13 protein-coding genes are annotated in these 12,625 nt (G+C 46.2%); 5 read left to right on the top strand and 8 right to left on the bottom strand.

The features are described from left to right. Positions 1-3 precede the first annotated feature (3 nt). From rsmH to ACWQAU_RS10270, 3 genes are all read right to left on the bottom strand, one after another. Positions 4-963, bottom strand: a complete 960-nt coding sequence (gene rsmH / locus ACWQAU_RS10280; protein WP_003645938.1) for a 16S rRNA (cytosine(1402)-N(4))-methyltransferase RsmH — start codon at positions 961-963, stop codon at positions 4-6. A 33-nt stretch (positions 964-996) separates the two neighbouring features. Then, on the bottom strand, positions 997-1,422 hold the full coding sequence (gene mraZ, locus ACWQAU_RS10275) for a division/cell wall cluster transcriptional repressor MraZ (RefSeq protein WP_003644614.1): 426 nt from the start codon (positions 1,420-1,422) through the stop codon (positions 997-999). 169 nt (positions 1,423-1,591) lie between these two features. Then, the gene (locus ACWQAU_RS10270) at positions 1,592-1,960 is read right to left on the bottom strand and encodes a DUF3397 domain-containing protein (protein ID WP_003640864.1); all 369 of its coding nucleotides are present in this window, start codon (positions 1,958-1,960) and stop codon (positions 1,592-1,594) included. A 115-nt stretch (positions 1,961-2,075) separates the two neighbouring features. Here ACWQAU_RS10270 and ACWQAU_RS10265 point away from each other — a divergent pair, with 115 nt between their 5' ends. Continuing rightward, on the top strand, positions 2,076-3,035 hold the full coding sequence (locus tag ACWQAU_RS10265; RefSeq protein ID WP_003640865.1) for a magnesium transporter CorA family protein: 960 nt from the start codon (positions 2,076-2,078) through the stop codon (positions 3,033-3,035). 75 nt (positions 3,036-3,110) lie between these two features. Then, entirely contained in the window at positions 3,111-3,230 is a 120-nt protein-coding gene (locus ACWQAU_RS10260; protein WP_003645940.1) for a DUF4044 domain-containing protein, read from the top strand. A gap of 309 nt (positions 3,231-3,539) precedes the next feature. Here the strand turns inward: ACWQAU_RS10260 and ACWQAU_RS10255 are convergent, their stop codons facing one another. Beyond that, the gene (locus ACWQAU_RS10255; protein ID WP_003645941.1) at positions 3,540-5,927 is read right to left on the bottom strand and encodes a DNA translocase FtsK; all 2,388 of its coding nucleotides are present in this window, start codon (positions 5,925-5,927) and stop codon (positions 3,540-3,542) included. A gap of 112 nt (positions 5,928-6,039) precedes the next feature. Further along, positions 6,040-6,552 carry a tRNA (cytidine(34)-2'-O)-methyltransferase gene (locus ACWQAU_RS10250; RefSeq protein ID WP_003644616.1) on the bottom strand — a complete coding sequence of 171 codons (513 nt, stop codon included), beginning with the start codon at positions 6,550-6,552 and terminating at the stop codon, positions 6,040-6,042. A 291-nt stretch (positions 6,553-6,843) separates the two neighbouring features. Here ACWQAU_RS10250 and ACWQAU_RS10245 point away from each other — a divergent pair, with 291 nt between their 5' ends. Beyond that, positions 6,844-7,491 carry an NAD(P)-dependent oxidoreductase gene (locus ACWQAU_RS10245; protein ID WP_027821196.1) on the top strand — a complete coding sequence of 216 codons (648 nt, stop codon included), beginning with the start codon at positions 6,844-6,846 and terminating at the stop codon, positions 7,489-7,491. Between the two features lie 334 nt (positions 7,492-7,825). Then, positions 7,826-9,175 (top strand): branched-chain amino acid transport system II carrier protein, encoded by a 1,350-nt coding sequence (brnQ, locus tag ACWQAU_RS10240; RefSeq protein WP_011101684.1) that lies wholly within the window; start codon positions 7,826-7,828, stop codon positions 9,173-9,175. A 347-nt stretch (positions 9,176-9,522) separates the two neighbouring features. On the opposite strand, the gene ACWQAU_RS10235 is transcribed toward brnQ, so the two are convergent. Next, positions 9,523-10,377, bottom strand: coding sequence for a methyltransferase domain-containing protein (locus ACWQAU_RS10235; protein ID WP_027821197.1), 855 nt, complete (start codon positions 10,375-10,377; stop codon positions 9,523-9,525). Positions 10,378-10,643: 266 nt separating this feature from the next. Here ACWQAU_RS10235 and rpsN point away from each other — a divergent pair, with 266 nt between their 5' ends. Beyond that, positions 10,644-10,913: a 30S ribosomal protein S14 gene (gene rpsN / locus ACWQAU_RS10230; RefSeq protein ID WP_027821198.1), complete on the top strand. Its 270-nt coding sequence runs from the start codon at positions 10,644-10,646 to the stop codon at positions 10,911-10,913. A 161-nt stretch (positions 10,914-11,074) separates the two neighbouring features. On the opposite strand, the gene ACWQAU_RS10225 is transcribed toward rpsN, so the two are convergent. After that, positions 11,075-12,229 (bottom strand): AI-2E family transporter, encoded by a 1,155-nt coding sequence (locus ACWQAU_RS10225; RefSeq protein WP_003640873.1) that lies wholly within the window; start codon positions 12,227-12,229, stop codon positions 11,075-11,077. Positions 12,230-12,243: 14 nt separating this feature from the next. Beyond that, positions 12,244-12,603, bottom strand: a complete 360-nt coding sequence (locus ACWQAU_RS10220; RefSeq protein WP_003645946.1) for a PTS glucitol/sorbitol transporter subunit IIA — start codon at positions 12,601-12,603, stop codon at positions 12,244-12,246. Between the last annotated feature and the right edge of the window lie 22 nt (positions 12,604-12,625).

Below are 12,625 nucleotides of genomic sequence, written 5' to 3'. Positions count from 1 at the left end.
ATATTATTTATTCGTTATCTTTAAACGTTCGATGGCTCGTAACTTGGCGCTGCGAGCACGACGATTAGCTTCGATTTCCGCATCGCTAGGCACGACCGGTTTACGACTGACTAAGCGGTAATCTGGTTGCATTTCAGCTGGGATAACTGGTAAACCAGGTGGCAGCTCCGGCAAATCGCTGTGCTCCTTAAAGATCGTCTTGACGAGACGATCTTCTAACGATTGGAATGTGATGACACTGACACGACCATGAACATTGATTAAATCAATCGCTTGTTCGAGCGAAGTCTCCAGTACGCCCAATTCGTTATTCACCGCAATTCGAATAGCCTGGAAAACCCGTTTAGCGGGATGACCACCCGTTCGCCGCGCTCTTGCTGGAATGGCATTCTTAATAATTTCGACCAATTGCCCCGTCGTCACGATCGGCTGAACCGCCCGTTCACGCTCAATCAACCGTGCGACTTGTTTAGAAAACTTCTCCTCACCATAGCGATAGAAAATACGAACCAAGTCCGCATAGGGCCAAGTATTGACAACTGTTTGAGCAGTTAATTTCTGACTCTGATCCATCCGCATATCTAACGGCGCATCATGTTGATACGAGAAGCCGCGGGCAGCATCATCAAATTGTGGCGACGAAACGCCGAGATCATAAACTACCCCGTCAACGTGGTCAAGCCCCCGAGCATCTAGTTCAGTCTTCAAGTTGGCAAAGTTACTTTTGATGAACGTGACCTGACCACGTTCAAGATAAGTCGCTAAGTTACTTTGGTTATAATCGATTGCGGTTTGATCCTGGTCAAAGCTATACAAGTGGCCTTCCGGACCTAACTGTTGCAAAATTTCACGAGAATGACCACCGCCACCTAACGTACAGTCCACGTAGATGCCATCCGGCCGGACGTTTAACGCGGCGATTGCTTCATGCAAAAGTACCGTTGTGTGTTCAAATGTTGCCACGCGTGCGCCCCCTTCCTAAATTATTATTGTTATTTAAAAATCAATCAAGTTTTCTGCAAGATCATCGAAGTTCGCTGCGGTCTCCGTCTCAAACTGTTGCCAGTGTTCGGCACCCCAGATTTCAAATCGGTCAGAAACTCCGACGATCACACATTGCTTTTCCAACTTTGCATATTGTCTCAAGGTTGCAGGTATCATGACCCGTCCCTGTTTGTCTAATTCACATTCAGCAGCAGCAGCATAGAAAAAACGGACAAACGCTCGCGCATCCTTGCGAGTTAGTGGTAAATCATCTAACTGTGCTTGAAGCGTTGCCCACCGTTCAGCGGGATAGCCAAAAATACAACCATCCATCCCACGAGTAATGACAAACGAAGTGCCCAATAGCTCACGAAACTTGGCAGGAATGATTAGTCGCCCTTTCGCATCTAAGGCATGTTCAAACTCTCCGAAAAACATCTTAGACGCCACGGCCAATCAACCCCTTTCATTAAACATAATTCAAGTCTACCACACCCCCCCACTTCCTACCACATCGTTTTGTTACTTTTCCAAATTGTTAACAAAATATCAAAAAAAGTCCCACCTAACGTTAGTTTCGTTAGGTGGGACTTAGTGGGGGACATTTTTACGATGTTAAAAAGAAGTGGCTGCCAAGTGCTAGGATATAGACGACGAGTGTCAATAATTCCGCTCCCCGCCAATAGAGCTTAAAAAAGCGCCAGTAAAGGATTTCTCCGCGTTCAACAGCTTCAATCAGTGTTAAACCGATCCCCAAAATCATTAGGGACAACACTTCGTACGGTGCCAGCGAACTATCCGTTGCTTGCAGTGTCAGAAAGTGGGTGAAAACAATTAAAAATGGCGGCCAAAAATCCAACAATCTTAATCCATGTGGCCAAACGCGGTGTGCAACCCGTTTAGCACCTAAAATGATCATCGAGATGGCGGCTAAAAATACCAGCTGCCCATACCAAGTGGTCCATAAATCTCGCATATGCGTACTTGCCTCCCCATTAGTGTCGGGTTAAATTATAGAGATTATCGTTAAACTTTTCAATCATCTGTGACAGCCCTATAATAAACATAAACTATTACTGGAGGGATGACCGTTGTTACAATACTTTACCACTGGTAAAAATGGCCTTTTGACTACGCCGGACGACCATCACGATCAGCCATACTGGATCAACGTTGAACGCCCGACCTCAACTGAAATCGACCAACTGGTCACACAATTTGATCTTCCCAAAGATTACTTAACTGCCATCCTCGACGATGCGGAGGTTTCACGAGCCGAGCAATTATCAACCACGCAATCCAGTCAACCAATCTTAATCGTGATGCAGTATCCCAAACTCACGACGAGTAAGCTGGGTTACCTTGAATTTCAAGTCTATCCCTTCGCCTTGATTTTAGTGGATCAAGTGGTCATCACCGTCAGTAATTACCCGGCTAGTTTTATTCAAGACTTTGTGATGGACCCGGCCTCGTCTAAGCTAAGTCTGGATAATCACGAAGATTTTGTGCTGACTATCATGTGGTACATCGAGCACAGTTTTGTGACCGCACTCGAATTGATCAACCAACGGACAAGCGCCCTGGAAAGCCGTTTGAATCAAGCTACTCACAACGTGGAACTCTTTACCATTATGGCTTACCAAAAATCCTTGATTCGTTTTAAGGCCGCCCTTAATCAGAACACACCCACGCTTGACGCGGTTGAAACTTCGATCACCCATTTCAACGCACCTAATCACCAATCACTCACCGATGACATTAAGATTGAGACCCAGCAAGCGAGTGACATGGCTGAAACGACCAATCAGATTTTGCAGCAATATAGTCAATTAGTGGGTTCAGTAATTTCCAATAATTTGAATGATGTCATGAAATTTCTGACCTCACTCACGATGGTGTTGACGATTCCAACGATTATCGGTGGAATCTATGGCATGAACGTCAAATTACCTGGTGCCGGTCTCGTCCACGCTTTCACTTGGCTGATGCTAGGAACGATTATTCTTTGCATTATTAGTATCGAATATTTACGAAACCATGACTATTTTTAATTTCAATTGAAAAAAAACTGATTCCACGTTAAACTATGAAAGAATTACTCGTAAAGTGTGGTGCATACAAACATAATGAAGAAAAAATCAACTTTTCAAAAAATTACGATGGTCGTTATCTGGTTAATGATCATTTCTACCATTGGGTCATTGGTGCTTACCGCCTTATCTGGGTTAGGTTTACTAACCTTCTAGGTTAAACACCTTGCGAACCACGAATGGTTGCAATACTTACCAAGAAAAAAGTTACGCTTGCTCACAACAAGCGTAACTTTTTTTATTACTGGTGGATCACTCAGCCATGGTCGGCAAGCTTAGCCACCAACTTCTGGGACAATGTGAATTAAAAAAATCACGCATTTGTCTCTGAAAAAGGTTCCAACCGTTAGTCAAATCTGGCTAACGATTGGAACCTTTACTTTAACGTCGATTATTCAATCGTATCGGCAGCGCCACCATGTGAAGTCATACCATTCAAATGATGCCCACCAATCTTACTGGACGCTAAGCGTCATTACCCGACGCGGGCGCTTCGTCAGCCGATTTTTGGCGGTAAACCTTACGTGGCTTACTCCCCTCCGAAGGGCCCACCACGCCGCGTTCCTCCATTTCGTCGACGATCCGTGCTGCCCGGTTATACCCGATACGAAAGCGTCGTTGGAGCATCGAGACACTGGCGGACTGTTGATCAGTCACCAATTCAACGGCTTCGGCATAATACTCATCCTCACCGTCACGAGGGTCCCCACTACCAGCGGCATCCGTCTCGTCATCCTTGACCAGCATACTATCGTCATAATCAGCCGTCTGTTGGGCTTTGATAAAGTTGACAACTTCTTCAACATCATGGTCAGAAATATAAGCACCCTGCACGCGCAGTGGCTTATTCATGCCCATTGGCTGATACAGCATGTCCCCACGACCAAGTAGCTTTTCAGCACCGTTACTATCAATAATTGTCCGCGAATCCGTCCCACTTGAAACGGCAAATGCCATCCGTGACGGTACATTGGCTTTAATTAATCCGGTAATAACATCTACCGACGGCCGTTGTGTTGCCAAAATCATATGAATACCGGCTGCCCGGGCCATTTGACCCAAGCGAATAATGGCATCCTCCACTTCGCTCGAAGTGACCATCATTAAATCGGCTAATTCATCGACGACCACCACAATGTATGGTAAGACGGGCCGTGACTGCCCATCAGCCGCATTTTGTTGACGGATATATTGGTTGTACCCCTGCATGTTACGCTGCTTGGAATCCGCGAACAATTCATAGCGTCGCTCCATCTCGGCAACGACCTTATGCAACGCCCGGGCCGCCTTCTTCGGTTCCGTGACTACGGGCGTCAACAGATGTGGAATCCCATTGTAAACCCCTAATTCAACCTTTTTAGGGTCAATCAGCATAAACTTAACTTGACTTGGTTTCGTGTTCATCAGTAGCCCCGTGATCATCACGTTAATGGCAACCGACTTCCCACTCCCAGTTGAACCAGCAATCAGTAGGTGCGGCATTTTAGACAAGTCGGCAACGACTAAATTACCAGAAACATCACGGCCGAGCGGTACGGCCAACGGTTTGGTCGGGTGCGCTGGTTGGGCCTCAACGATATCCCGAAATGACACTGTTGAAATCTGTTTATTTGGCACTTCGATTCCAATCAATGATTTACCGGGAATGGGCGCTTCGATTCGAAGATCCTTCGCTGCCAGCGCTAACGCTAAGTCGTCCGCTAAATTGACGACCTTGCTGACCTTGACCCCAACAGCTGGATGTAACTCATACTTCGTTACGGATGGCCCTAAGCTGACATTCTTCACTTCAACTTGAACACCGAAACTTGCCAACGTGGTTGTTAGCTTCTGCGAGTTACTCTCAATCGTTGCGTACTCAGCACTCTGATCCGTTTTTGGAATCTTCGTCAATAGTGTTGACTCTGGCAACTGGTAGTCCGCATCATCCATCACTTCAGTCCCTTGGAGTTCTTGTTCATGATCAACCGTAGCAGCTGAAGTTGGGGATTTTATGGGCGAGGCTTCACGATCACTAGCCACCGTGATATTCAAGTCGGCAGGCGAGCTCGTAACTGCACTGGCTGCTGAGTCCGGCGCCGAAGTCCCGCTCGTTGTCTCAGCAGGGGCTGCTGACTGTGGTACGGTTGACGTTGGCTGCTTCTCAGTACTTGCCGCTTGATTGGCGCGCACTTGTTGGTGAACCCGCCAACGGGCAATTTGAACCCGGAGCACGTGCGTCAGCCATTCATAACCGGATCGCAGTTGCTGGCCCAATTGCATCAAGGCCTGACGCAACGCTTGCATCGTCTTATGGAACGGCAAATCAAAGGTAATGTAGATACTGGCAACCATCAGGATCAGTGCGATCAAAATTGTCCCGACATTAGCCAATAGTGGATAAGTGACACTATAGCCAGCAGCGCCGACTAATCCGCCACCAAGATTACTGGCCATGCCCCCCTTGGCAAAATCATTTTTAATCAGATTCCACGTCAACGACCAAAAATCGGTATGGTGATTCAATTGATTAAACATCGGGATCTCTAATAGCAATAAGTAACTGAAGAAAAACAAGTTACCACCGACCCACCACCGCCAAGTCAGTCGTGGCCACCGACCAAAAATCATCAAATATCCCATGACGAGGAGTGTTAGCCCGGCAAAAATCTGGTAGGCATTCCCAGCAATGGCTCGGAAAAACTCTGCGAATACCATGCCCACTAACCCCACCTTCAACAAGGCGAGGATCGTGACCAATAGTCCAATCAGGCCAATGACATTCCCCGTCATCTGCCGCTTAGCCGCAACCGTCGGCTTCTTCTTGCGCGTCGAGGTCCGGCGCTTTTTTGTTGTTGCTTGTCTACGCGCCACGCTTCGTTCATCCTTTCTCAATTAATACTGTCTTCATTATAACAAACTCAAGTTCCCCCGTCCCCATCAAAAAACGCACCCTAACGTTTAGCGCTAGTGCACGTTCTGTTGGTTACTTCAACTTATCATTTTCATAGTGGTGCGACCGTTCAAGGTTCGGGAATTGTTGTTGCCGCAGGGCTTCATAAATCACAATCGCAGCCGAATTCGATAAATTCAAGGCTCGAATATGTGAATCATCTTGAGGAATCCGAATGGCCTTTTCGGGATATTTGCGCATAAATGGTTCTGGTAACCCTGTCGTTTCCTTACCAAATAAGAAATAGTGATCCTTACCCGTATCACTATAATCAACATCCGTATAGTCATGTTCAGCAAATTTAGACACTAAGTACAACTGATTTAAATCAGGGATACTAGCTAAAAAATCTTGCAAGTCAGCATGATAAGTAATATCGACACTATCCCAGTAGTCCAAGCCAGCCCGTTTTAAGTGCTTATCATCAATTTTGAAGCCCAACGGTTCAATCAGATGCAAGGCCGTATCCGTTCCGGCACACGTCCGGGCAATATTACCAGTATTCGCTGGCATTAACGGTTCAAATAACGCAATGTGATTTGTCAAAATAATCGTCCTCATTCATTTTAGTCTCTACGCCATGTTCATTCATAGCAATCCTATTAATCATACCATGTCTATGGTTCAACAGCGAACTTTGAAACTAAAAAACGCTTTGTTCGCATTCTTAACCAATCTTTCCTATACTAATCACCGTACGCGCCGGAGGGCGGAACAGGACGCACACTGGCTGACGAACACCAATCTAAACCTGACACGTTGTCATCATGATTCATGCCGGATTAACACGTACAAGGCAGCATTCGGATCATTTTATAACTCGAGGAGGAATTATCTATGAAAATTATGATTATTGGCGCAACCGGAATGGCTGGCTCAGCCATCACCAAACTAGCACTTGAACGGAACCACACCGTCGTAGCCATCGGACGTTCTGAAGAAAAGCTAGCCGCTCTACCGGCTAACCCAAATTTGCAGACCAAAGCTAAAGACGCTTTCGATCTCACACTATCTGAGCTACAGGCGGTTGACGTGGTCGTTGACGCAATGGCGACTAGTCCTGATAAGGCTTACCGACACGTGGATCTGGCAACTAAGCTGATCGCTCAGCTCCGCGAACAACAGCGGCCACGTCTCCTCTTCATCTTAGGGGCCGGTAGTTTAACAACTGGTGATGATCAACACCTCTTCGTGCACGACATTGAAAGTAATCCCGCCAATGCTGCCTTCGTCGCTATTCCGCAAAACCAACTGGCCGAACTGACCTTCTTACGAACCGTCACCAACGTCGATTGGGTTGGAGTTTCCCCGGCCGCCAATTTCACAGCAGGTCCTGCTACCCCGGCCCAGTACGGCCATGACACATTACTGACGAACACTACTGGTGAATCAGTGACCAATAGTGGCACGATGGCGGTAGCCGTTTTAAACGAACTGGAAACGCCCAAACATCATCAAGAACGCTTTACAATCGCTAACCAGTAAACGTCTTGCCTAGCAGCGCTAAAATATCGAGTGGCAGCCAAACCACAAGCCGAGCGCTACTTGAGCAATTTAGTTAACTGTGACGCGCTTTAAATAAGACCAATTAATCCCGCCAGAATCTGACGGGACTTTTGTGGCGTCGCAATTGCTGGCAGTATTTAACAGCTAAGTGCTGCCACCGCCCCATCTCTCCTCATTGCGACAGTCGTAGCCAACATTGTCACTAACCAGTTGGTTGCATTACACCGCCAGTTAACGCCCTCACCGACCTTTAATTAATTCTTCACCAAAGCATGCTAAACTATTGCCATGTTTATTTGAAAGTGGGGATACCATGAATAACCGTTTATCAGGACGGAATTTACTCTTCATCGGCACCATGTTATTTGGACTATTTTTCGGTGCTGGTAACTTGATTTTTCCAATTTTTCTGGGCCAGCAAGCCGGCCAACACGTTGGTGCGGCCATTATCGGACTATTGATCACCGGGATTGGACTTCCATTACTAGGCGTGATCGGCATGGGGCTGACGCGCAGTCAGGGCGTATTTGACCTGGCAACAAACGTTAGCCGATCATACGCGTATGTCTTCACCGTACTGCTTTACTTTACCCTCGGGCCACTTTTTGCAATGCCACGATTAGCAACTACGGCCTTTCAGATTGGACTGGCCCCCTTCTTAACCACCAAATTACAACCCGTGGTGCTATTGGGCTTCTCCGTTGCTTTTTTCGTCGTCACTTGGTTACTGGCTCGTAATCCCGGTAAGATTATGACCTATGTTGGTAAGTGGCTGACACCCATCTTTTTGCTATTATTAGGTGCCTTAATGCTTGTCGCTATCATTAAGCCACTGGGATCACTTAACGTCGCGGCGAGTGGCGCCTATGTCAGCCATCCAGTTCTAACTGGTTTTACTGAAGGCTACAACACGATGGATGCGTTAGCCTCGCTAGCTTTTGGCATCGTCGTGATTGATGCGATTCGCGACCTCGGTGTCCGTGATCCGGGGCAAATCGCAACTGATACCATTAAAGCAGGCCTAATCAGCATGAGTTTAATGGCAGTCATCTATGGCCTGCTGGCGATTATGGGTACCATGAGCTTAGGTCGCTTTGCTCCAGCTGCCAATGGGGGGATTACCTTAGCTCAAATTGCCGATGCCTACTTCGGCCGATTCGGTAATGTTTTACTAGCTCTAATTGTCATCATCGCTTGCTTAAAAACTGCCATTGGCCTCACTTCTGCTTTCGGTGATACGTTGCATGGCATGTTTCCTAAGATTTCCTACCATTGGCTGATCACCATCGCTTGTCTCATTCCAGCCATTCTTGCTAACGTTGGGCTAACTGAAATGATTACTTATTCAACCCCAGTGCTGATGTTTCTCTACCCGCTCGCAATCGTGTTAATCATACTGGCAGTACTGGCACCATGGCTTGGGATGTCCCGCTGGTTATATGGAATGACAACTGTCTGGACCATGATTCCGGCCATTCTTGCCGGCATTAACGCTATGCCATCCGCCTGGGTACAAGCATCCTGGTTGCAAGCTTTGCTTCATCTCAACGCGTGGCTACCGCTTGCCAATCTAGGGTTAGGCTGGAGTGTACCCGCACTGCTAGGTTTCGGTTTAGGGTGGTTGATCAGCCGTAAACAACCATCCGCTTCTAAATTGCATTAATATAGCGTCACATATAAAATAGCGGACCTTCTGATAGCCATCCACGACTTTTCAGAAGGTCCGCTTTAAATTACGAGAGCCATGCCAATTGACTGGTTGCCATTGAACCTCACCGGTGAATCATGGCATTATTCAGGACTGGTATGAATGCAATAGCAACACATGGTCACACCTCACCGTCAGCTTTTGAAGACACAAAAAAACGTAGTATTTCGGTGTGGGCACGGCGAAACGCTACGTTAATGAAGTACAACTCGGTAGTCACCAACGACATGTCGATGTTAACTACCAAACGATTTCTCAAAGGTTATCTTAACACCGGCGTTTCAATCATGCAAGCACCCGCGCTAACCTTTTTGCATCGTTAATAAACTCACATCAACGGTAATCTTAGTTAACCCCTGCCGTTTAGCGGTTGCGAGCTGCTCAGCATCCGCACCCCAGTGCAGCGGTGTCATGACTAATAAGTCGTTAAAGTCAATGTTATCAAGCGCAACTTGGTATTGAATTCGTTGCCGCTTAGCAGTGGGATAGTGCTGGGCAAACAGATCTAACACCCGTTGATTATCATACTGATACTGTCGATCAGTCGGTTTAAATAGTAAATGACGCAGTTCAACTAAGTACTCAGGATTTGGCACGATCTTCAATAACTGTCCACCGGGCGCAAGGACCCGTTCAAACTCTTGGTAAGCGGATGGTGAGAAGACATCCATAATGGCCGTGAATGCCCCATCGGTAAAGGGTAATTGGGCCAAATCGGCCACACAATAATAAGCAGTCGTCGTCAATTGGGTCGCTAAGTTAACCCCATCCTTACTAATGTCAAAACCAATCCCCACGTCTTCAGAATTGGCATGCATTGTCAACAAATCAGCTAGGGGGGTGCCTTCACCGCTACCAATATCTAAGATTCGTTGCGCCGTTTTTGGCAATGCCGCATTAATGGCTTGGACAATGGGGCCGAAAAAACCAGCTTGCAAAACTCGGCGCCGCGCTGCCAGCATGTTAGCATCGTACTCGCTAGCGACTTGATGCGTTAGAAAATACAACGTCCCTTTTTTTGAAAAATCTACTTGATGCCCATTAGGACAACATAAGCTGTGGCCGTCAATTGTCACGTATGCTTGATTACAAACTAAGCATCGAAAGCGATCGATATTTGCCTGAACAAACTGGATGCCGTGGTCAATTTTTTTCACAGGTGTCACCTTACCTTGGTTAATTTTATCATTAGGCGTCCCATATCCAAGCGATGCTTTCCAGCTTACCTGAAACTATGGATTCACGATGACAACATCGTGTAAAGGACGTATGTTCAATCATACCATATCGGGGCGGACAAAATAGTAGCTGTTACGATTTAGGTGTGGTATCTTATTAACTGTTCTAAAGGCTGACTTAAATTGTCAAAATGAATTTGCTACCGAATGGCATGAATTTAATGACATAAAGGAGACTCATTCAGATGGCAAAGAAATCAAAAATTGCGAAAGAAAAACGCATCGAAGCAACCGTGGCTAAGTATGCCGAACGACGCCAAGCACTTAAAGCTGCTGGCAACTATACCGAATTGGCAAAATTACCACGTAATGCTTCACCCGTGCGTATTCATCGGCGCGACTCACTTGACGGTCGACCACATGCTTACCTACGTAAGTTCAGCATGTCGCGCCTTAACTTTCGTCGCTTAGCGCACGCTGGTCAAATTCCAGGTGTTAAAAAAGCAAGCTGGTAAAGTGACAACTGGCGTGATATTCACTAATGATTAGTAACATCACCATTCAGTTAAATTAAAAAGGTTCCACAGAATTGTCATCAGACTTCTGTGGAACCTTTTTAATTTGGCGTTATTGGTTTAATCGCGTTTCAGCGCCATCTGAGTAGCCAACAATTACCTTACTTGTTAGTTTGATCAGTTGATGGGGTTGCTTCAGCCTCATACAATCCCGAAGACCGTCGATACCAGTCAAACAGATGTGTCCACAAAACTTTCAAGATCGCATAGCCTGGAATCCCGAAAATAACCCCCATCAACCCGAAGATTTTACCAGCCGCTAATAGGACGACTAAAATCGTAATCGGATGAATAGCTAAGCTACTCCCTAAGACTAACGGTGAGATAAAGCGGCCTTCAATCGTTTGTTCAATGACGAAGACAATCAGAACTTGGACCAACATCCATGGTGAGGTGACTAACGCAATGACCACTGAAGGCACCATTGCGAGAAAAGACCCTAAATATGGAATCAAATTTAAGATTCCAGCCGCAATTCCCAACGTCAGCGCAAATTTCAAGCCAATAATACTGTAACCAACCGCAAACATCACGGCAACAAAGAACGCCACGGTCAATTGACCACGAATATAATTACTGACCTGTGAATTGATTTCTGTCAAAACTTCTAAGAATCCTGAGCGCGCTTTGGTAGGTACAAACTTAGCCATATACTTCGGTAGTTGATGACCATCGCGCAATAGGTAAAAAAGAATAAACGGCATTGTTATCAACCCAATGATGACGGTCGTTACGGTACTAAATACGCCTGTAAGTGAAGTCACCGTCCCGGTCAAATACTTCGAAAAGCGGCCACTCACTAGCTTACTGAGATCCGTGTTCCAACTTTCAAGTTGGTCACGGATACTACTGAGTTGCGGATCATTGAGCCAGCGATTAACTTCAGTACTGGCATTTTTCCAATAATTGGGCCAGTCATTGATAATTGATAAAGTTTGATCGCGAATCGTTGGGATAATCGCAATAATGCCTAACGCCAACAGCGCGACAACCACAATAAACAAACCAATGATCGTCCAGGTTCGTCGTACGCGAAAACGCTTTTCTAGCCAGTCAACAAGTGGATTAAGCAAGTAGTACAGCACACCGGCCAAAATAATCGGCAAACCCACGATGCTAAAAAATTGCCGGACCGGATCTAATAGCCAATCGACTTGCTTGCCCATAAAGAAGATCGTCAATACTAATAAAATAACGACCAAAATCCGAATGAGCCGTTGCGCTGACCACCGTTGTTTCTGTGAATCAGGTTTCAAACAATCCCTCCTTCCTAAGCCTGATACGTAATAACGCTACCGACCTTGATTGTTGGTAACTGGTTTGGTGTCAAATAAATGCCGTTTTCCATTGGTTTGGCAGGTACTGGTTTGAAGTACAACGTCGCGTGCCCAATTGACGTTAAATTAGCTTCCACTAGTCCCCCTGCAAAGGCCACCGTATAAGTTTGTCGATCGATCGTAATGGTGCTACCAGCAACTAACGACAGACTCGCGATGGGCTGCTCAAATTTCTGAATCACCGCGATTTGCTGTAATGGTGCCGTGGCCGTTTCATCGAATAAAACTAAAATTGGTTCCTTGGAATCGATAGCATTCGCACCAATCGATTGTACTGTTGCAGTTATTGTCATATTGAGACCCCCATCGGTTAAT

The sequence above is a fragment of the Lactiplantibacillus sp. 3062 genome (assembly GCF_055413545.1).
This window is presented reverse-complemented; position numbering and strand designations above follow the sequence as displayed.